This window comes from Pseudomonas sp. ARP3, from assembly GCF_001029595.1.
GTDB lineage: Bacteria > Pseudomonadota > Gammaproteobacteria > Pseudomonadales > Pseudomonadaceae > Aquipseudomonas > Aquipseudomonas rhodesiae.
In genome coordinates, this window is sequence record NZ_LEKF01000012.1 from 87,436 (window position 1) to 106,051 (window position 18,616).

General features: G+C 58.6%; 21 protein-coding genes and 1 pseudogene. 7 read left to right on the forward strand and 15 right to left on the reverse strand.

What is annotated here, in order from left to right; all coding sequences use genetic code 11:
* The first annotated feature begins 18 nt into the window (after nucleotides 1-18).
* From ABX75_RS15535 to ABX75_RS15545, 3 genes are all read left to right on the forward strand, one after another.
* Entirely contained in the window at nucleotides 19-843 is an 825-nt protein-coding gene (locus ABX75_RS15535) for an ion transporter (RefSeq protein ID WP_034096645.1), read from the forward strand.
* A 96-nt stretch (nucleotides 844-939) separates the two neighbouring features.
* The gene (locus tag ABX75_RS15540; protein WP_047882249.1) at nucleotides 940-1,944 is read left to right on the forward strand and encodes a sulfate ABC transporter substrate-binding protein; all 1,005 of its coding nucleotides are present in this window, start codon (nucleotides 940-942) and stop codon (nucleotides 1,942-1,944) included.
* Between the two features lie 269 nt (nucleotides 1,945-2,213).
* Nucleotides 2,214-3,413, forward strand: coding sequence for an MFS transporter (locus tag ABX75_RS15545; protein WP_034112693.1), 1,200 nt, complete (start codon nucleotides 2,214-2,216; stop codon nucleotides 3,411-3,413).
* A 153-nt stretch (nucleotides 3,414-3,566) separates the two neighbouring features.
* Here ABX75_RS15545 and phnN read toward each other — a convergent pair whose 3' ends face one another.
* The 5 genes from phnN to ABX75_RS15570 form a co-directional block, all read right to left on the reverse strand.
* Nucleotides 3,567-4,139, reverse strand: a complete 573-nt coding sequence (phnN, locus tag ABX75_RS15550; RefSeq protein WP_034112692.1) for a phosphonate metabolism protein/1,5-bisphosphokinase (PRPP-forming) PhnN — start codon at nucleotides 4,137-4,139, stop codon at nucleotides 3,567-3,569.
* Nucleotides 4,140-4,244: 105 nt separating this feature from the next.
* The gene (locus tag ABX75_RS15555; RefSeq protein WP_034112691.1) at nucleotides 4,245-5,495 is read right to left on the reverse strand and encodes an ATP-grasp domain-containing protein; all 1,251 of its coding nucleotides are present in this window, start codon (nucleotides 5,493-5,495) and stop codon (nucleotides 4,245-4,247) included.
* Complete coding sequence (locus ABX75_RS15560) at nucleotides 5,492-6,403, reverse strand: DMT family transporter (RefSeq protein WP_034112689.1); 912 nt, start codon at nucleotides 6,401-6,403, stop codon at nucleotides 5,492-5,494. The genes ABX75_RS15555 and ABX75_RS15560 overlap by 4 nt, the downstream gene beginning before the upstream one ends.
* 20 nt (nucleotides 6,404-6,423) lie before the next feature.
* Entirely contained in the window at nucleotides 6,424-6,996 is a 573-nt protein-coding gene (locus tag ABX75_RS15565; RefSeq protein ID WP_218187044.1) for a phosphoribosyltransferase family protein, read from the reverse strand.
* A complete protein-coding gene (locus tag ABX75_RS15570) occupies nucleotides 6,996-7,946 on the reverse strand; it encodes a cysteine synthase family protein (RefSeq protein WP_047882251.1) in 951 nt (316 codons plus the stop codon). The genes ABX75_RS15565 and ABX75_RS15570 overlap by 1 nt, the downstream gene beginning before the upstream one ends.
* Before the next feature lie 572 nt (nucleotides 7,947-8,518).
* Here ABX75_RS15570 and ABX75_RS30030 point away from each other — a divergent pair.
* Together ABX75_RS30030 and ABX75_RS29050 are read left to right on the forward strand one after the other, a co-directional pair.
* Complete coding sequence (locus ABX75_RS30030; RefSeq protein WP_371263996.1) at nucleotides 8,519-8,623, forward strand: DUF6124 family protein; 105 nt, start codon at nucleotides 8,519-8,521, stop codon at nucleotides 8,621-8,623.
* A 253-nt stretch (nucleotides 8,624-8,876) separates the two neighbouring features.
* A pseudogene (locus tag ABX75_RS29050) lies at nucleotides 8,877-9,023 on the forward strand (IS5/IS1182 family transposase); the annotation flags it as partial.
* A gap of 108 nt (nucleotides 9,024-9,131) precedes the next feature.
* On the opposite strand, the gene ABX75_RS15575 reads toward ABX75_RS29050, so the two are convergent.
* From ABX75_RS15575 to ccmA, 10 genes are all read right to left on the reverse strand, one after another.
* Complete coding sequence (locus tag ABX75_RS15575) at nucleotides 9,132-9,527, reverse strand: lipoprotein (RefSeq protein ID WP_040266271.1); 396 nt, start codon at nucleotides 9,525-9,527, stop codon at nucleotides 9,132-9,134.
* A gap of 14 nt (nucleotides 9,528-9,541) precedes the next feature.
* Nucleotides 9,542-10,735: a c-type cytochrome biogenesis protein CcmI gene (gene ccmI / locus ABX75_RS15580; RefSeq protein WP_034096636.1), complete on the reverse strand. Its 1,194-nt coding sequence runs from the start codon at nucleotides 10,733-10,735 to the stop codon at nucleotides 9,542-9,544.
* Nucleotides 10,728-11,201 carry a cytochrome c-type biogenesis protein gene (locus tag ABX75_RS15585; protein WP_034096635.1) on the reverse strand — a complete coding sequence of 158 codons (474 nt, stop codon included), beginning with the start codon at nucleotides 11,199-11,201 and terminating at the stop codon, nucleotides 10,728-10,730. Before ABX75_RS15585 ends, ccmI begins: the two co-directional genes overlap by 8 nt.
* Nucleotides 11,198-11,734, reverse strand: coding sequence for a DsbE family thiol:disulfide interchange protein (locus ABX75_RS15590; RefSeq protein ID WP_034096634.1), 537 nt, complete (start codon nucleotides 11,732-11,734; stop codon nucleotides 11,198-11,200). The genes ABX75_RS15585 and ABX75_RS15590 overlap by 4 nt, the downstream gene beginning before the upstream one ends.
* Nucleotides 11,731-13,719 carry a heme lyase CcmF/NrfE family subunit gene (locus ABX75_RS15595; RefSeq protein ID WP_047882252.1) on the reverse strand — a complete coding sequence of 663 codons (1,989 nt, stop codon included), beginning with the start codon at nucleotides 13,717-13,719 and terminating at the stop codon, nucleotides 11,731-11,733. The genes ABX75_RS15590 and ABX75_RS15595 overlap by 4 nt, the downstream gene beginning before the upstream one ends.
* A 3-nt stretch (nucleotides 13,720-13,722) precedes the next feature.
* Entirely contained in the window at nucleotides 13,723-14,178 is a 456-nt protein-coding gene (gene ccmE, locus ABX75_RS15600; RefSeq protein ID WP_034096632.1) for a cytochrome c maturation protein CcmE, read from the reverse strand.
* Nucleotides 14,175-14,351 carry a heme exporter protein CcmD gene (gene ccmD / locus ABX75_RS15605; protein WP_034096631.1) on the reverse strand — a complete coding sequence of 59 codons (177 nt, stop codon included), beginning with the start codon at nucleotides 14,349-14,351 and terminating at the stop codon, nucleotides 14,175-14,177. Before ccmD ends, ccmE begins: the two co-directional genes overlap by 4 nt.
* Nucleotides 14,348-15,103 (reverse strand): heme ABC transporter permease, encoded by a 756-nt coding sequence (locus ABX75_RS15610; protein WP_034096630.1) that lies wholly within the window; start codon nucleotides 15,101-15,103, stop codon nucleotides 14,348-14,350. The genes ccmD and ABX75_RS15610 overlap by 4 nt, the downstream gene beginning before the upstream one ends.
* A gap of 85 nt (nucleotides 15,104-15,188) precedes the next feature.
* Entirely contained in the window at nucleotides 15,189-15,857 is a 669-nt protein-coding gene (ccmB, locus tag ABX75_RS15615; protein WP_034096629.1) for a heme exporter protein CcmB, read from the reverse strand.
* On the reverse strand, nucleotides 15,854-16,489 hold the full coding sequence (ccmA, locus tag ABX75_RS15620) for a cytochrome c biogenesis heme-transporting ATPase CcmA (RefSeq protein WP_034112678.1): 636 nt from the start codon (nucleotides 16,487-16,489) through the stop codon (nucleotides 15,854-15,856). Before ccmA ends, ccmB begins: the two co-directional genes overlap by 4 nt.
* Nucleotides 16,490-16,689: 200 nt before the next feature.
* On the opposite strand from ccmA, the gene ABX75_RS15625 reads away from it, so the two are divergent.
* Both ABX75_RS15625 and ABX75_RS15630 read left to right on the forward strand, forming a co-directional pair.
* The gene (locus ABX75_RS15625) at nucleotides 16,690-18,267 is read left to right on the forward strand and encodes a flagellar hook-length control protein FliK (protein WP_047882253.1); all 1,578 of its coding nucleotides are present in this window, start codon (nucleotides 16,690-16,692) and stop codon (nucleotides 18,265-18,267) included.
* Nucleotides 18,264-18,593, forward strand: a complete 330-nt coding sequence (locus ABX75_RS15630) for an EscU/YscU/HrcU family type III secretion system export apparatus switch protein (RefSeq protein ID WP_034112674.1) — start codon at nucleotides 18,264-18,266, stop codon at nucleotides 18,591-18,593. The genes ABX75_RS15625 and ABX75_RS15630 overlap by 4 nt, the downstream gene beginning before the upstream one ends.
* Nucleotides 18,594-18,616 lie beyond the last annotated feature (23 nt).

An 18,616-nucleotide genomic window follows, 5' to 3' on the forward strand; every position in this document is an offset into this window, starting at 1 on the left:
TCGACTCGGGCAGGATTTATGGACAGCAACAACGATTGGCGTCAGCGTCTCTACGTCATGGTTTTCCAAAGCGACACCGTGGCGGGGCGGCGGTTTGACGGGATCTTGCTGCTGATCATTCTGGCCAGCCTGGTGATCGTGATGCTCGACAGCATCGACCAGGTGCACCAGAACTACGCCGACGTGCTGGCCTATATCGAATGGGGCTTCACCCTGATCTTCGCCATCGAGTACGGCTTGCGCCTGTACTGCTCGCCCAAGCCGTTGCGCTATGCGTTCAGCTTTTATGGGTTGGTGGATTTGCTGGCCATCGTGCCTGGCATCCTTGCCCTGTATTACAGCGACGCGCAGTACCTGCTGATTATCCGCATCATCCGTATGTTGCGGATATTCCGTGTGCTCAAGCTCAGTCCCTACCTCAAGCAAGCCAATTACCTGATGTCGGCGCTGCGCGGCAGCAAGCAGAAGATCGTGGTGTTCCTGGTCAGCGTGTGCACCCTGGTGACCGTGTTCGGCACCTTGATGTATGTGATCGAAGGCCCGGAACACGGGTTTACCAGCATTCCCAAGGGCATCTACTGGGCCATCGTGACCCTGACCACTGTCGGCTTTGGCGATATCGTGCCCAAAACCCCACTGGGTCAGGTGATTTCGTCGCTGGTGATGATCACCGGTTACTCAATCATCGCCGTGCCCACCGGGATTTTCACCGCCGAACTGGCCAGTGCCATGCGCGGCGAACAGCTGCAGACCGACTGCCCGGTGTGCCAGAAAAACACCCACGAACCCAATGCGGCATTCTGTTCGCGCTGTGGCAGCAATCTGTTTAAGAAAGTGGAATAAGTAAAGTTCTTTTTAATCTTTAAGCGACTATGCGGCCCCGGCTATAGTCGCTGGCATTGTGCCTGTCCCCTCTTCTCGAACAACAAGGAATGAGCAGTGAAAAAACTCCTTAGCGCCTCCCTCCTGGCCGCCGGAATTGCCCTGGCGAGTGCAGTGCAAGCCGCCCCCGTTACGCTGCTTAACGTGTCCTACGATGTGATGCGCGATTTCTACAAGGACTACAACGCGGCGTTCCAGAAACACTGGGACGCCGTGCACCCAGACGACAAGCTGACCTTGCAGATGTCCTTTGGCGGTTCAAGCAAACAGGCACGCTCGGTGATCGACGGCCTACCGGCTGACGTGATCACCATGAACATGGCCACCGACATCAATGCCCTGGCCGACAACGGCAAACTGGTGCCGGACAACTGGGTCACGCGCTTGCCGAACAACAGCGCGCCGTTCACCTCGGCCACGGTGTTTATCGTGCGCAAAGGCAACCCCAAAGCTTTGAAAGATTGGCCCGACCTGCTCAAGGACGGCGTGCAGGTGATCGTGCCCAACCCGAAAACCTCGGGCAACGGCCGCTACACCTACCTGTCGGCCTGGGGCTATGTACTCAAGAACGGCGGGGACGAAGAGAAAGCCAAGAGCTTTGTGGGCAAGCTGTTCAAACAAGCTCCCGTGCTGGACACCGGCGGCCGCGCCGCCACCACCACGTTCATGACCAACCAGATCGGCGATGTGCTGGTGACCTTTGAAAACGAAGCGGAAATGATCGCCCGCGAATTCGGCCGCGATCAGTTCGAAGTGATCTACCCAAGCGTATCCGCCGAAGCCGAGCCGCCGGTGTCGGTGGTGGACAAAGTGGTCGAGAAAAAAGGCACCCGCGCCGCCGCCGAGGACTATCTGAAGTACCTGTGGTCGCCGCAAGGCCAAGAAATCGCCGCGAACAACTACCTGCGCCCACGTGATCCGGCGGTGCTGGCCAAGTACACCGACCGCTTCCCCAAAGTCGATTTCCTGTCGGTGGAAAAAACCTTCGGTGACTGGCGCACGGTACAGAAAACCCACTTCAATGACGGCGGCATTTTTGACCAGATCTACTCCGGTCAATAACTAAACAAACGCACTAAAACTGTGGGAGGGGGCTTGCTGTGGTGAGCGGGCTTGCCCCCATCACCATAGCAAACCCACTCCCGCAGAGTTATTTCAGCCTTTGAGACTTGTGTAGCCCCCTACCACATTGGTTTTGCGCGGGGGGCTGGGTAGATGTTTCTGAATGTATCATCAGCCGACATAAGTACTATCATTCCAAGCGGCCTACTCGTCGCTGAGCCTTGCATTTACCCTCGCAGGCCATCTTCCTTCGCTTTTATGAGAACACCATGAACGCTACCCCACACCCAACGAGCACCATGACCCGAGGCATGGTGATGCTGTTTGCGTTTTGCTGCGGCGCCATCGTCGCCAATATCTACTATGCGCAGCCGATCATCGAACTGATCGCGCCGGATATTGGCCTCACCCCCGCCATGGCCAGCCTGATTGTGTCCCTTACGCAAATCGGCTATGCCTTGGGCCTGTTCTTTTTGGTGCCCCTGGGAGACTTGCTGGAAAACCGCAAACTGATGATCGCCACCACTGTGGTGGCCATTGCCAGCCTGCTGGGCGCGGCGGTTACCGAGCAACCGAACCTGTTCTTGCTGGTGTCGCTGTTGATCGGCTTCAGCTCGGTGTCGGTGCAGATCCTGATTCCCCTGGCCGCGCACCTGGCGCCCGCGGAATCCCGTGGTCGGGTGGTCGGCAGCATCATGGGCGGGCTGCTGTTGGGCATTTTGCTGGCGCGGCCGGTGTCCAGTGTGGTCGCCGATCACTTTGGCTGGCGCGCAATGTTTATGGCCGCAGCGGCGTTGATGGTGTTTATCAGCGTGGTGCTGATGCTGACCATCCCCAAACGCCAACCCGACCACAGCGCCAGCTATGGCCAACTGCTGCGCTCGCTGGGCACCTTGTTGCGTGAACAACCGCTGTTGCGCCAACGCGCCTTTTACCAGGGTTGCCTGTTCGCCACCTTCAGTTTGTTCTGGACCGCGGCCCCGCTGGAGTTGGTGCGCAACCATGGCTTGAGCCAGACCCAGATCGCGATTTTCGCGCTGGTCGGTGCCATCGGCGCCATCGCCGCGCCCATCGCCGGGCGCCTGGCCGATGCCGGTCACACCCATCGCGCATCGTTGCTGGCAATGCTATTCGCAGCGCTGAGCTTCCTGCCGGCCTTGGTGCATCCGCTGTACAGCGTGATCGGCCTGGCGGTCACCGGTGTGGTTTTGGACTTCTGCGTGCAGATGAACATGGTCCTCGGCCAGCGGGCCATTTACGCGCTGGACGCCAACAGCCGCAGCCGCCTGAACGCGCTGTATATGACCAGCATCTTTATCGGCGGCGCTTTCGGCTCGGCGATTGCCAGCAGCGTGTACGAACACGGTGGCTGGTTGGCGGTGATGCTGGTGGGCAGCGCGTTTCCACTGGTGGCGCTGCTTCGGTTTCTCAGTGCGTCACGTCAGGCCCCGGCACGGGCTGCGGCCTGACGCGCAGCGGCTGACCCAGATTCAGATGCGCTGGCCAAGGGCGCCCGATGACTGAAGAAAGCTTTGCATCCATTGCATCAACAGCCCTTGAACTACACCCTTTGCCCATTAGCCGGGATACATCCGCTCAAACTACCGATGCGCTGCCGGCGTTCATGCACAGGCTGAATGCCCTTGCTCCAGGCAACACAGCAAACGCTCCACGGTATGTTCCAGCGGGCCGGAGTTATCCAGCAGCAAAAGCCCCGCGCCGTCACCGGCCAGCATCTGCGCCGTGAACCGGGCATTACGCGCCAGGCGCTTTTCAATATCCGCCAGTGTTTCACGTCCCCGTGCCACCAGACGCTCGCGCAACACCGCCTGATCCACGGTCAGCAATAACACCAGCAACGTTGGATAGCGCTCGCGGGTCAGCGCCAGGTGTGCGCGCGAACCATTGACCAGCACGTCCTCGCCCGCCGCCAGCCAGTCGTCGATCACCTTTGGAATGCCATAACACAATCCATTGGCCTGCCAGCTCAGCGCAAACGCCCCTTGCGCCTCCATTACGGCGAACTGTTCGGGGCTCACACCCTGCGCCGCCTCGCCCACCGCTTCCGCCGAGCGGGTAATCACGCGACGCACAATGCGGCAACCGCGCTCGGCCAGACGCGCACGCGCGGCCTCCAACAGGCTGTCCTTGCCCGAACCCGATGGGCCGATGAGATAGATCAACCTGCCTGCCATTGAAACAGCCTCTGCGTATATCTCCAGCCGTATTGAGCGGCTGGCAGCACCTGGGAAATTGTCGCGGGACAGTATAGAGGGTGCACAGAGACTCAAAGCAACGTATCAGTGTGAGGTGAGGTAGATACCTTGGGCCTCAAGCAATCGGATCCGCTGATAATCCGCAGCGATCACTGCTGGATCAGCATGTACCAGGTACACCGTACCTGGCTGGCTGAATACATCTTGCGTCGCGCCCAGGGGTTGTCCCTCCTCAACGTAGAACACCGCCTCAAAGAATGACGCCAGCTTGAGCAGTTCCTCCACAAATCGCGCCTTGTGGAAGTAGCCGTCAGTGCGATTGATCAGGCACACATTGTAAGTGCACTGCAGGCGCTGATAATCGAAGTCCCTGGCCAGCAACTGCGCGAATGCCTCGGGTTCGGTGATGGACAACACCACCGCCTCGATCTGCCCCAGCCCGGTGGTCTGGCGGGATACGCCAGGACGAAGAATGCCATCGGTACGCGCGGCGATTTCCACCAGTTTCGGCCCTTCGTCGGTGAACATGACTTCCGCGTGGCTAGGGCCGTTGCGGATGCCAAGGCACTGCACCACGGCGCGGGTGTATTCCACCAACGGCAAGTAGAGTGGCGAGTCTGGCCCGATCAGTTCATCGATGTCATAAAGAATGCCGCCTCTCGGAGCGCGCTGTTTTTGATAGCGCACCACCTCGGTGACCAGTTGCTGGCCATCGACGGAAACCATGTTCACCACATACTCCAGGCCGGCCAGATACTCCTGAATCAACACCTGCGTATTGCGGCCGTTCAACCGGTTCACCGTGCCCAGCAGCGTTTGCACCGCCGCCTCGCAGGCCGGCAAATCCTCGCAGATAAACACCCCATCTGCCCCCGCGCTGTCGAGCGGCTTGACCACCACAGGAAAACGCCCGTGGGCGTTGATCCAAGCATGTGCAAGGGCCCAACTGCCGGCCACGCACTGTCGTGCTACGGGCAGTTGCGCCTGGGCGACCGTTTCGATCATGGCGAACTTGTTTCGACGGGCATGGGTGTTGTCGAAGTCATTGCGATACGGTAACTGAAGGCGCTCGTTCAACTGATCGGCGAGCAGCACACCGGTTTCGGCACCGGCGATGATGAACTGGGGCGCGAAATGCTCAACGCTGGCGAGCGTTACCTCAATATGGGTATTTGTGATCGTTTGGTCATACAGTGTTGGATCAAAACCTCTGTAATAATAACTGTCCAGACTGCCCGAGGAGGCCACGTGCATCAACACACACCCTTCCTCTTTCAATCGCTTCACGACAAATTTCCCGGATGAGAACCCATCAACGACGGCGATTCTGATCATAGTCTCTCTCTCCTCAATTCATATAAGGTCCGCCCCAAAAGCAAAAAAACGATGATACTTACGGCCAAGACACTGGCAACGGAAAACTCTATACGAGCATCAAAGTACTGAAGCAAAAGAACAAATACCGGGAGAGTCAATAGCACAAGCGACACATGGATGGGGGTGAGATAATAGATAGTTTTCTGGATCAGGTATATCGGTAGTAAATGACCCACCCCCACTAGAATTATCATGGGAATTAAAAGTTCTCTATCCAATGTAATACTCCCCCCTATTATTGAAACAACGAGAACGCAAAAACCAACCATCGCGATATTCCTAACGGCAAGAATTTCAAAAATAGACCAGTGCCGAGCAAACATTTGCTTTGAAAAAACTGTGTATATGACCGTTCCGAGCGCGCACAGCACCACACTGGCTATGCCCAACAACCGTTGCGCCGATGTTGTCGTAGCGATTCCACTATTCCCGGAAAAGGAATTGAAAAGCATGATTCCGACCGAAATTAGCACCAGGCAGGACACAAGTGCATCTGCGAAAGCAACCCTAGCGCTGCGCCTGTCAAAGAAAGAGATAAGTAAAGTTAGCGCTGGGCCGCAGGCTACAGCTGCCACTCCCACCACTGCTGGCTCAAGATACCGCAGGGCATAAAACAAACCACCCCAATTGAACAGCACAGCAAGATTAATAACAACGACCATTCCCCACTGCTCGCGCACTTTCGTAAAAAATGATCTCGAGTTACTCCAAAGCGCGCATACAACAAAAAAAGCTGTCGATACAATAAAACAATAAAAAACGACTAAAATCGTACTAACAGCTTGTGTCACAAAAGCAACATACACATCGAACGCCGCACTAATCAGACAAAATAAAAGCCCAAATAAAAAACCTTTACCCAGCATAATTTACACCACCAAGCAATTTAAAAATCCTCCCTAATTATACTCACACCCTTCTCATGAACGGATATCTTCATAAGCGTCTTTACAGAGACGCCCGTACTTCTATGAACATTATCAAAGCCATGATTCCCAACTTTTTCAACAGCACATAGAGCATCAACCAGCTCCGCCCCGCAGGCCCTTACAGCCTCTACTAATGCAATTACAGCCCCACCAGTACTTAATGTATCGTCAATAATAGCTACCCTATCGCCCGCTTTGATTCCATTGAGATACATCTTTCCTTGAAAGTACTCAGAGCTAATATCAACCACTTGCTCATTAGCATCTCCAAGATTATACGAATACCACCTTGCCATAGCCAACGGAATGCCTGTCAACAAGGAGATAGCAGTAGCCAATGCAGCACCTTTATCTTCCTCCGTTACAATTTTTGTGACACTTAAATCCATTAGCTTTATAATTCCATGAGCCACTTCCATTAGAACCGCAGGCCGTAGCGCAGGTATTTTATCAGTAAACTCATTCACTGTCGTTAAAGATTTTCCAGAGCTCACAACTTTTGCATTTCTATAAACCTCTTCGAGCAACATCATTGCACCTCGCTGTATTCCGGATAGTTCCCATCCCATCGACTTTTGTATTTCCAAGAGCTATCAAAAAACAAAGTAACAATATTCTTATTACTAAATGCAGCAGCGATTTCTTCACAAATAAGTATATTCGCTCCGCAAGTCGGACCGACTGCAAGTCGTTCTTCTGCTATAAACCTCTTCATTCGAGCCCAAGAGGCAGGACCATCAACCACTCTTATTTCATCAATAAGCGCGGACACAGTATTCGCCGATAGAACTCCAGCTCCAAGCCCCATGAGATTATGAGAGCAGTGTTTAAAAACCAGATCATTTCTTTTTGCATACAAAGGCGCTGAACTGTCAACCTCAATCCCAACAGTTTTTATATTCTTGTATTCGCGCTTTAATATTTCAGCAATACCGGAGAATGTGCCTCCAGTCCCTATAGAACATACGAAAAAATCAGGCACCACATCAAGCCCCTTCAGCGCTGCCACTATTTCCTTTCCACAGATATTCCAAGCCTCCCTATTTAAGATATTCTCGGACTGATCGAGAAAGTAGATACCACTTGAGAGATTTGTAGCGCGATAACTTTTAGCTCTTGCGACCGCTCCGGACAAAAACTCTTCTTTTGGAGTTTCAATTATTTGCGCCCCAAACGAGCGAATTTGCGTTTTTCTTTCTTCAGTCATCCCCTCAGGCATAAATATTTTTACACCGTAACCTTTAGCTCTACCTATCCAAGCAAGTGCCGCACCGCCATTCCCCGTGGAGCAGTCTACAAGGATCATACCCGGTTCAATTTCACCGCTTCGCTCCAACTCGCTAACAATATTCAAGTACGTTCTATCTTTATGGCTTCCTGAAGGATTTAGAAACTCACATTTGGAAAAAACTCTATTCCCGTTCAGAGAAATAGTCGCCAACTCGACAAACGGAGTATTACCGATATCTAGCAGATTCATCTGAAACCCCAAGACATTTGAATATCTTGAAGCTAACTGATTACTCACAGAAAAAATAGCTAGCCAAACAGATAGGTACTCAAGTGATTTCCACTACCCCATGTATAGGAATGGTCTGTCAGACCAAATATCGATAAACCACTTTAAAAACCAAGTCAAACTCTCACGACTTTTCTTACAAACTTGTTGGCTTACAGTTGCTATGAGGCATCGTTAGCCCTTAGCAATCGCAGCTCATCAGCGATCAGGCTTGGTTGCCTGGATTAGAATGGCGCATAGTGCCGCGAACGCGGCATTATCATTTTCGTGTAATGGCGAGCTGTGCTTGGGAGGGCTCACGCCCGGCGGGACTTCCATTCCCTGGTCGACCAACCTGAATACTGCTCGCCACTCTTCTGCATGGTCGCTGACGCGGTAAGCTCCAACTGAATGGAGATGTACTGCATGAAAAAGGTCACCCCCAATCCCCCCCGCCATCCGCTTCGAACGTGATTCCACAATCCACGCCGAATATGATCTTCACCCTCCACCTCGGCCTCAGCACCGAAGCGGCATTGAACAACCCCAGCGAGATGCTGGAATCCGCGACCGCCTGTGCCTACGATTGTGCCGAGAGCCTAGATGGCGCAAGTCGCAAGCGGGTGCTGGCGTTAGTGCAGATGGCTGAGAGCGCGTAGCTGTCGGTGAATGAAACACTGGAGCGGGAATATCCTGTGACTTGATGGCTGAGAAAACCTCTAGTGGTTGGGCAAGTTGAATCTTCGCAGCGCCCCTCCCGCACATGCTCTCCATGTTTCGAGGAATGGGTTTCAGGATGAAAAAGGCAACCCGAACATACGGTGTGAACAATTAACAATCTGCGCGGCGCTCAAAGAAATGCTCCGTATCGAAAGGTACGGAGCATTTTTCGTTATGGCCGACATCCAAGGAGAGCGAATGCTGGCGCATCCAGCAATGATGACCGCTCGGAGATCCATCGTTGCGCATCCGCTCGGCAACCTTGAGCAGCGGTTGTTTGGCAATGCTCGCCTCCTGCTGCGACAGCTTGAGGGTACAAGAGCCGAAATGGCGTTGGCCTTTTTCCGCTTGCTGTCTGCACAAAAGCAAACGCCCCGAGCAAGTCGGGGCGTTTGCTTGGAACCACCATCAGTGCGTTTTCACACAGTCTGCGAAGGTCGCCTTTTGTCACTGCGCGTATTGCTTACTCAACCCCGGCGGCACGCCGTGCACGTCCGTCTCCTCCCATGGCCCGTTGGGGCTGATGGAGCGGCTCCAGCCGTTGCTCCAGCGGTAGTAGGTGCGCTGGCGGTAGAAGGTATCGGGTTGTTCGTCCAGCACATACACCTGCATCTTGCCGTCCCAGTGGCTGGCGGCGCCCGGTGGTGGGGCGAAGGTCGGGGACTTGGTTGGCAGCGGCTTTGGCGGCGGGGTTACCGGGCCGGACGGTTTGGTGCTGGGCTGCGTCGATGGGCCCGACGGCGGGATGGTCGGGCCGGTCGGCGCAGGCGGTGGCCGGTGGACCGCACAAGCGCTCAGGCCCAATACCAGGCTGAGCAAGGTGATACGTGCGAATGCGGTCATGGCGTTTCCTCGAATTACTTGTCCGGACTGTCGATGGTCAGCTGCTGCAACGCAGTGGTGGAGCTGGCCAGGGGTTGGCTGCGGCCGATCCACTCGCCGGCGGTCGGTTGACCAGCCCGGGATATGCGCGCAACCAGTTGGACTTCGGGGAAGTTGGACAGTTTCAACTGCGGCATCATCGCGTCGGCATCGCCCAGTTCGACGGTGATCGGCAACTCGGCCACGGTGACGCGCTTGGCCGCCAACGGCGCCGGCGGGCCACTCACGGCACGGGCGAAGATAAACACGCTGTCGCCTGGCAGGGCCTTGGCCTTTACGTCAGCGGACACATCCACGCGCACTTTCAAGGTTGCCGCCTTAGGCGCCTGGGCGACGGTGCCGCCACTTTCCTTGAGTTTTTGCGTGGCGCGGTCGATGCCGCCTTGCAGCGCGACGCGGGAATTGTCTTCCGGCGGCAGTTGCGCGAGTAGACGCCCCCAGTAGTCGATAGCGTCCTGATAGCGCTCGCCTTCAAACGCGGCGATGCCGAGCAAGCCGAGGCTGGTGACTTCTTTCGGGTCGAGCTTCAACGCCTCGTCCGTCAATGCCTGGATCTTCGGCGACCATTGTTTGTTGTCGGCAAAATACTGGGCCTGGGCCCACTGGCCGAGCAGTTCCGGCTGGCGACCGGCCAGGGCCACGGCGCGCTCGAAGACCTTGGCCGCATCGGCGGAGCGATCCTGGGCCATGTAGGCGCGACCGAGGAAGTACAGGCCTTCGGCCGAATCCGGCTGGGCGGCGGCGGCGCGCTCCAAACGCTGGGTCATGTCTTGCAGCGACACCGGCGGCTGGGAGAATTCGCGGGTCAGTTCCACCTTGTCGCTGGCACCAAAGTGCAGGTACAAGCCCAGGCCCAGCACCGGCACCAGAAACGCGGCCAGCAACGGCAGCGGTTTACCCAGACGCGATTCGCGGGGGGCTTCCACACCTTCGGTGTCGGCCAGCAATTCGCGGGCGGCTTCGGCGCGGCCGGTGTCAAGTTGCGCGGCGTCGAGCACGCCTTCGGCCTGCTGGGTTTGCAGTTCGGCCACGCGCTCTTGGTAGAGCGCCACATTCAGTGCGGTGCGATCCTCCTCGCGCTGGGCACGGCGGCCACGTAACACAGGGATCAACAGAAAACTCAGGGCAACCAAAAGCAGCAAGCCTGCTGCGAGCCAGAAATCAATCATCAGAGGTTTTGTCCAGCAAGTGGTCGAGACGTTGGCGCTCTTGAGGGGATAGCGCGTCGGAGCCATCGGTGGGCGCGGCGCGGCGACGGCGGACGATCACAGCCATTACCACCACACCGGTCAGCAACAGCGCGGCGGGGCCAAACCAGAGCAACGCGGTCTTGCCGGTCAGCGCCGGTTTGTAACGCACAAAGTCACCGTAGCGGTCGACCATGAAGTCGATGATCTGCTGGTTGTCCTTGCCCTCCCCCAACATGCGGAAGATCTCTTTGCGCAGGTCAGCGGCGATGGGCGCGTTGGAGTCGGCAATGTCCTGGTTCTGGCATTTAGGGCAGCGCAGTTCTTTGGTCAGGTCGCGAAAGCGCTCGCGCTCGGCGTCATTGGCGAACTCATAGGTGTCGATGGCGGCGTGGGCCACGCCGGCCAAGCCCAGTGCCAGTACGGCAGCGGCTAACAAGCGCTTCATGGCTTGGCCTCATCAACCAGCGCCTGGTACTTGGCGGCCAATTGCTCGCGCCATACCACTTCGTCGATCACCCCGACGTACTTGTCGCGGATCACGCCCTTGGCATCGATGAAGAAGGTTTCCGGAGCGCCGTAGACGCCCAGGTTCAGGCCGAGATTGCCGTCTTCGTCGCGGATGTCCAATTGGTACGGGTTGTGGAACTCGGCCAGCCATTTAAGCGCCGCCGCGTTGTCGTCCTTATAGTTGATGCCGTAGATCACCACGCCGCGCTCGGCCAGTTTGTTCAGCACCGGATGTTCCACGCGGCATGAGATGCACCAGGTGCCCCACACGTTGACCAGCGCTGGCTTACCCAGCAGGTCGGCACGGGTCAGGGTTTTATCGCCCTGCACGGTAGGCAGGGAAAATTCCGGGAACGGCTTGCCGATCATCGCCGAGGGCAGTTCGGCCGGGTCCAGGTACAAGCCGCGATACAGGAAGACCGCCACCACCAGAAACGCCGCCAGCGGCAACACCATTAACCAACGCTTCATACCGCCGCTCCTTGCAGGCCGAGCGCTTCACGCACGCGGCTTTTGACCTTGACTCGATAGCGCCGGTCCAGTGCTGCCAGCAAACCACCGAAACCGGTTAGCAGGCCGCCGAACCAGATCCAGCGCACGAATGGCTTGACGTGCACGCGCACCGCCCACGCTCCCTCGCCCAGCGGTTCACCCAGGGCCACGTAGAGGTCGCGGGTGAAACCGGCGTCGATACCGGCCTCGGTCATCATCGAACTCTGCACGGTGTAGAGGCGTTTTTCCGGGTGCAGCACGGCGATTTCCTTGCCGTTTCGGACGACGCGCACGGTGCCTTTGTCTGACGTGAAGTTCGGCCCTTCGAAGTGCTTGGCGCCTTCGAAAATAAAGTGGTAACCGGCCAGGTCCATGGACTCGCCCGGTGCCAGGCGCAAGTCGCGCTCGGCGCTGTTCTGGCTGGAAAGCACTACGCCGAGGGCGCACACGGCAATGCCCAAGTGCGCGATCTGCATGCCCCAGTAGCTGCGGGTCAACGTCGGCAACCCTTTGATCAGGCCTTTGTGGCGGGTTTTGTCGAAGATGTCGCGCACGCCGGCCAGCAGCACCCAGGCTGCCAGCAGGAACGTGGCCAGCACCGCCCAGTTGAAGTCGCCGTAGGCGATACCCGCGATCACGGCGAGGGCCACGCTGCCCAGCAACACCGGCATCAACATGCCGAGCAACCATTTCACCGGGGTGTCTTTCCAGCGCACCAGTACGCCGACCGCCATCACCACCATCAACAAGCCCATCAACGGAATAAACAAGGCGTTGAAATACGGTGGGCCCACGGACAGCTTGGCGCCGCTCAAAGCATCCAGCACCAGCGGGTACAACGTGCCGAGCAGGATCATCGACGCAGCCACCACCAGCACCAGGTTGTTGCCCAGCAGCAGGGTTTCCCGCGACCACAGGTTGAAGCCCACCTGGCTCTTGACCACCGGCGCGCGCAGGGCGAACAGGGTCAGCGAACCACCGACCACGAACAGCAGGAATATCAGTATGAAGATGCCGCGCGCCGGGTCGGAGGCAAACGCGTGCACCGAAGTCAGTACGCCCGAACGCACAAGGAAGGTGCCCAGCAGGCTGAGGGAAAAGGCCGCGATGGCCAGCAGCACGGTCCAGCTCTTGAACACACCACGTTTTTCGGTGACCGCCAGGGAGTGAATCAGCGCGGTGCCTACCAGCCATGGCATGAACGAGGCGTTTTCCACCGGGTCCCAGAACCACCAGCCGCCCCAGCCAAGTTCGTAGTAGGCCCACCACGAACCAAGGGTGATGCCAATGCCGAGGAAAGCCCAAGCGACGATGGTCCACGGCCGCGACCAGCGTGCCCACGCCGCATCCAGCCGCCCGCCGAGCAAGGCGGCGATGGCAAAGGCGAAGGCCACGGAGAACCCCACGTAGCCCATGTAGAGCATCGGTGGGTGCACGATCAAGCCGATGTCCTGCAACAACGGGTTGAGGTCATGACCGTCCGCCGGAACCTGCGGCAGGATACGGCTGAACGGGTTGGAGGTGATGATCAGGAACAGCAGGAAGCCGATGCTGATCATGCCCATCACGGCCAGCACGCGGGCCAGCATGATTTGCGGTAACTGGCGGGAAAACACCGACACCGCGAAGGTCCAGGCGCCGAGGATCAGCGCCCACAGCAGCAATGAACCTTCGTGGGCGCCCCACACGGCGCTGAACTTGTAGTACCAAGGCAGTGCGCTGTTGGAGTTATTGGCGACATAGGCGACGGAAAAATCGTCGGTCATAAAGGCGTACGTCAGGCAACCGAAGGCGAACAGCAGGAACGCAAACTGCCCCCAGGCAGCCGGCTGCGCCAGGCTCATCCACAGTCGATCACCGCGCCAGGCACCGAGCAACGGCACCACGGCCTGAACAATCGCCAGGCACAGCGCGAGGATCATCGCCAACTGGCCCAGCTCGGGAATAAACAGTGCGGACGTCATGGCTTAGCCCTCCTTCGCGGGTGCAGGGGCGGACTGGCCGCTGTCTTTCAAGGCTTTGGTGACTTCCGGCGGCATGTATTTTTCGTCGTGCTTGGCCAGCACTTCATCGGCCACCACCACGCCGTCGGCGTTGAGTTTGCCCAGGGCGACGATGCCCTGGCCTTCGCGGAACAGGTCCGGGAGGATACCGCGGTAGGTGATGGTCACGGCCTTGTTGAAGTCGGTGACCACGAAGGTGACGTCCAGGGAATCGCCGGAACGCTTCAGCGAGCCTTTCTCCACCATTCCGCCGGCACGGATGCGTGTGTCCAGCGGCGCTTCGCCATTGGCGATCTGGGTCGGCGTGTAAAACAGGTTGATGTTCTGCTGCAAGGCGCTCAAGGCCAGGCCCACGGCAATGCCGACGCCCACCAGGATGGCAAGGATGATCAACAGACGCTTTCTACGCAGCGGATTCACTTATCGGTCTCCCGGCGCAGACGACGCGCCTCTTGTTGCAGGTAACGCTTGCGCGCCAGGATCGGCGCGACGACGTTGAGGGCCAGCACCGCCAGGCAGATGCCATAGGCCGTCCAGACATACAGGCCGTGATGGCCCATGGCGAGAAAATCGCCGAAAGAACTGAAACTCATCCCCGCGCCCCCAGGCAGCTTTGCACTTCGGCCTTGACCCAACTGGCGCGGGCCTCGCGCTTGAGCACTTCAAGGCGCATGCGCATCAGCAGCACCGCGCCGAAGAAACAATAGAACCCCAGCACCATCAACAGCAGCGGCGCCCACATTTCCACGGGCATCGCCGGTTTTTCCGTGAGGGTGAAGGTGGCGCCCTGGTGCAGGGTGTTCCACCACTCCACCGAGTACTTGATGATCGGAATATTGATCACACCGACAATGGCCAGTACCGCGCAGGCCTTGGCGGCGCTGTCACGATTGCTGATCGCATTGCCCAGCGCAATCAGACCGAAGTACAGAAACAGCAGGATCAACATAGACGTCAGTCGTGCATCCCACACCCACCACGAGCCCCAGGTGGGTTTGCCCCAGATGGCGCCGGTGACCAGCGCCACGGCGGTCATCCACGCGCCGATGGGCGCGGCGCATTGTAGGGCCACGTCGGCCAGTTTCATCTTCCACACCAGCCCGACAATGCCGCACACCGCCAGCATCACGTAGCAGGACTGGGCCAGCAGCGCGGTGGGCACGTGGATATAGATGATCCGGAAGCTATCGCCTTGCTGGTAGTCCGGCGGCGCGAAGGCCAGGCCCCAGACCAGGCCGATGCCGATCAGCGCTGCGGCGAAGAGGCTCAACCACGGCAGCAATTTACCGCTGATGCCATAAAACCATTTGGGCGAGCCGAGCTTGTGAAACCAGGTCCAGTTCATTGCTGTTTCCGTCACGGTTACCGCTTGTCGTGGCAAGCAGCTTAGGGTCTTTACTGGCGAAGGCATAACGCCCGGCCAGACCTCATTATTCGCCGACGCTGATCTTCAGGCCGGCGGCTATCGCAAAAGGTGTCAGGGTTACCGCCAGGGCGGTCAGGCTGCCAAGCCACAGCAGGTAACCGGTTGCCGGCATGCCCATGAGCGCGGCTTGCAAGGCACCGCTGCCGAGGATCAATACCGGGATGTACAACGGCAGGATCAATAGCGCCAGCAACAGCCCGCCGCGCTTCAAACCTACTGTCAGCGCCGCGCCCACCGCCCCCAGCAGGCTGAGGACCGGCGTACCGAGCAACAGGCTCAGCAGCAGGATCGGCAGGCATTCGACGGGCAAACCCAGCATCATCGCCAGCAGCGGCGAGAGCAAGACTAGCGCCAAGCCGGAAAAAGCCCAGTGTGCCAGTACCTTGGCCAACACCAGAAGTGGCAGGGGGTGCGACGAAAGGACCCACTGTTCCAGAGAACCGTCCTCGAAATCACTGCGAAACAGCCCGTCCAGCGAGAGCAGGACGGACAAAAGCGCCGCTACCCACACCAGTCCCGGCGACAAGGTTTGCAACAGTTTAGTCTCGGGACCGACCGCCAGCGGGAACAACGCAATCACGATGGCAAAGAACACCAGCGGGTTGGCCAATTCAGCTGGGCGGCGGCACAGCAAGCGCGCTTCGCGGGCGACCAGCAAGGCGAACACACTCATAGCGACCACCGCCCCAGGTCCAACTCACGGTAACCGGCGGGCACCCGCGTCAAACTGTGGTGCGTGGTGAGCAGCACCAGACCGCCCTGCTCGCAATGCCGGGCCAGGTGCTCTTCCAATTGGGCCACGCCTTGCTTATCCAGGGCAGTGAAGGGTTCATCGAGAACCCACAGCGGCGCGCCCGGCAAATACAGGCGGGCCAAAGCGACACGGCGCTGCTGGCCGGCGGACAAGGTGTGGCAAGGCACGTCTTCAAAGCCTTTAAGGCCGACAGCGGCCAGCGCCTGCCAGATCGCCTCGCGGGACGCGGGGTGATGCAGGGCGGTGAGCCAGCTGAGGTTTTCTTCGGGAGTGAGCACATCTTTGATACCGGCGGCATGGCCGATCCAGATCAGATTGCGCGCCAATTCGCCGCGCTGCTCGTTAAGAGGCTTGCCGTTGAGGCGCACTTCACCGGCCGTGGGTTGCATCAACCCGGCCAACAGGCGCAGCAGGCTGGTCTTGCCACTGCCGTTGGGGCCACTGACCTGCACCATGTCGCCGGCCGCCAGCCGCAGTTCGAGGTGCTCGAACAGCAGGCGCAGGTCGCGTTCACAGGCAAGCGCTACGGCTTCAAGAAGAGGGCTGGTCAAAAGATCGCGGGCCTTTACGGTTCAAGTCGGCGGTGCAGCGGCCGTTAAAGAGAGATGCACAATAACGGCTTTGGCGACCGATTTTAGAGAGCTGGATCAAATAGTTGTGAGGTTTTTACCGCTCTCTTTGCAGACGGGCGGCATTATACATGCGATGCCCTACTCTAAAGAGGGCAATTTCCCCAGAGACGGCGCACGCAATGACCGGTGAGATCAACCTTCCTACGTTACCTGCCAGCCCGGCGAGCGGCGCTCCATCGCTGCCGGCGGCCGGCGCACTGCTTAAACTGCTGGAGCCGCAGACGGGGCTGATCGACCCGGGGAAAACCGCCAATGCGGAAGTCATCGCCCTCAAACAAGGCGGCGAGGCTTTCCAGTTGCTGCTCAAGCTGACCCTCGATGGCGGTCGCCAGACCCTGGTGCAAGCCAGCAGCCCACAGCCGTTGCCTCTGGGCAGCAATGTGGCGGTCAGTCAGACGGCTGCAGGCAACCTGACCTTGAGTCTGCAGCAAGCGTTGAGCGCCAACGTCGCCGCCCTGACGCGCATCGATACCAGCAAAATCCCCGAAGGCACGCTGCTGCAGGCCAAGGTGCTGACCACCCAGGTGTTGCCCCAGGGCACCACACAGCCGGCGATCTACCGCTCGCTGGTCACAGTGCTCAACAGCGCCATGGCCGGCGCGACGCTGACCGTGGAGAGCCCGCAGCCGTTGCGCGTCGGCAGCCTGCTCAGCGCGGTGGTGCAGAACGCGCAAACCTTGAATTTCGTGCCGTTGAGCGGGCTCAAGGATCAGTTGGCCGTCACGCAACAGCTGGCGACCCAACAAAGCCGCCAAGGTTCGCTGGATGCAGTGTTCAACGCGTTGCAGAACTTACCGCGTGAGGGCAGTACCTCGGCGGACCTACGCGCCGCCGCCGACCGTCTGCTGGCCACCCTGCCGGACCTGGCCCAGGTGAGCAACCCGAAAGTGCTGGCCCAGGTGATTCAGAACAGCGGCGCGTTTTTGGAGGCCAAACTGCTGGCCGGCCAGAACCCGCAGGTACCGCCCCTGGATATGAAAGGTGCGCTGCTGCGGTTGGTCGCCGACCTGGTCCCCGCCCTGCCCGCCAATACCAACCTCAATGCCATCCTGGCCGCCAACACCCTGGCCCAGATGCTGCCGAACTTTGTGCGCAGCCCGCTGAATACCTTGGGGCAAGTCAGCGCACGCCAGGCACCGGTGAGCTTCCCTCTGCCCGAGCGCCTGATGGGCAAGCTGGAGGGCGAAGGCGATCTGGAAAACCTGCTGCGCCTGGCCGCCGGGGCGATCTCGCGCTTGCAGAGCCATCAGTTGTCGAGCCTGGAACAAACCGGCACTACGGCCGATGGCCGCCTGCAAACCACTTGGCAGTTGGAAATCCCCATGCGCACCCTGCAGGACATCGTGCCGTTGCAGGTCAAGTTCCAGCGTGAAGAACCGGCGCCGGACAAGGATCAGCCCGAACGCAAAGCCAATAAGGACGCCAAGCAGATGCTCTGGCGCGTTGAGCTGGCCTTCGATATGGAACCCCTGGGCCCGTTGCAGGTGCAGGCGCAGTTGAGCCAGGGCAAGTTGTCGAGCCAACTGTGGGCGACCCGACCGTTTACCGCGAGCCTGATCGAAAGCCATTTGGGCAGTCTGCGCGAGCGCCTGGTGACCTCGGGCCTCAACGTCGGCGACCTCGACTGCCACCTTGGCACGCCGCCACGGGGCCCCAAGACAGGCCTGGAACAACGCTGGGTGGACGAAACCGCATGAAGACCACCGAATCATCTCGCCAGGCGATTGCCCTCAAGTACGACGGCCAGCAGGCGCCGACGCTCACCGCCAAAGGCGATGATGCCCTGGCCGAAGCCATCCTCAAGCTGGCGCGGGAAAACGAAGTACCGATCTATGAAAACGCCGAGTTGGTAAAACTGCTGGCCCGCATGGAATTGGGCGACAGTATTCCCGAGGAGTTGTATCGCACCATTGCCGAGATCATTGCGTTTGCTTGGACATTGAAAGGCAAGTTCCCGGTGGGATTTGACCCGCATGCGGGACCGGTGGAGCGGGATGTGACCGAGCGCGGAGACGATTACTGAATAGCGAGCCGTCATCGGGGGCG

Coding starts and splice junctions, on each gene's coding strand:
- phnN (WP_034112692.1), bottom strand. CDS start 4,139: ATGGCAGGCAGGTTGATCTATCTCATCGGCCCATCGGGTTCGGGCAAG.
- ABX75_RS15590 (WP_034096634.1), bottom strand. CDS start 11,734: ATGAAGCGTTGGTTAATGGTGTTGCCGCTGGCGGCGTTTCTGGTGGTG.
- ABX75_RS15595 (WP_047882252.1), bottom strand. CDS start 13,719: ATGACGTCCGCACTGTTTATTCCCGAGCTGGGCCAGTTGGCGATGATC.
- ABX75_RS15610 (WP_034096630.1), bottom strand. CDS start 15,103: ATGAACTGGACCTGGTTTCACAAGCTCGGCTCGCCCAAATGGTTTTAT.
- ABX75_RS15625 (WP_047882253.1), top strand. CDS start 16,690: ATGACCGGTGAGATCAACCTTCCTACGTTACCTGCCAGCCCGGCGAGC.
- ABX75_RS15535 (WP_034096645.1), top strand. CDS start 19: ATGGACAGCAACAACGATTGGCGTCAGCGTCTCTACGTCATGGTTTTC.
- ABX75_RS15570 (WP_047882251.1), bottom strand. CDS start 7,946: ATGAATCTGCTAGATATCGGTAATACTCCGTTTGTCGAGTTGGCGACT.
- ccmI (WP_034096636.1), bottom strand. CDS start 10,735: ATGATTGATTTCTGGCTCGCAGCAGGCTTGCTGCTTTTGGTTGCCCTG.
- ABX75_RS15555 (WP_034112691.1), bottom strand. CDS start 5,495: ATGATCAGAATCGCCGTCGTTGATGGGTTCTCATCCGGGAAATTTGTC.
- ABX75_RS15560 (WP_034112689.1), bottom strand. CDS start 6,403: ATGCTGGGTAAAGGTTTTTTATTTGGGCTTTTATTTTGTCTGATTAGT.
- ABX75_RS15630 (WP_034112674.1), top strand. CDS start 18,264: ATGAAGACCACCGAATCATCTCGCCAGGCGATTGCCCTCAAGTACGAC.
- ABX75_RS15575 (WP_040266271.1), bottom strand. CDS start 9,527: ATGACCGCATTCGCACGTATCACCTTGCTCAGCCTGGTATTGGGCCTG.
- ABX75_RS15565 (WP_218187044.1), bottom strand. CDS start 6,996: ATGTTGCTCGAAGAGGTTTATAGAAATGCAAAAGTTGTGAGCTCTGGA.
- ccmD (WP_034096631.1), bottom strand. CDS start 14,351: ATGAGTTTCAGTTCTTTCGGCGATTTTCTCGCCATGGGCCATCACGGC.
- ccmB (WP_034096629.1), bottom strand. CDS start 15,857: ATGAGTGTGTTCGCCTTGCTGGTCGCCCGCGAAGCGCGCTTGCTGTGC.
- ABX75_RS30030 (WP_371263996.1), top strand. CDS start 8,519: ATGCTGGAATCCGCGACCGCCTGTGCCTACGATTGTGCCGAGAGCCTA.
- ABX75_RS15545 (WP_034112693.1), top strand. CDS start 2,214: ATGAACGCTACCCCACACCCAACGAGCACCATGACCCGAGGCATGGTG.
- ABX75_RS15585 (WP_034096635.1), bottom strand. CDS start 11,201: ATGAAGCGCTTGTTAGCCGCTGCCGTACTGGCACTGGGCTTGGCCGGC.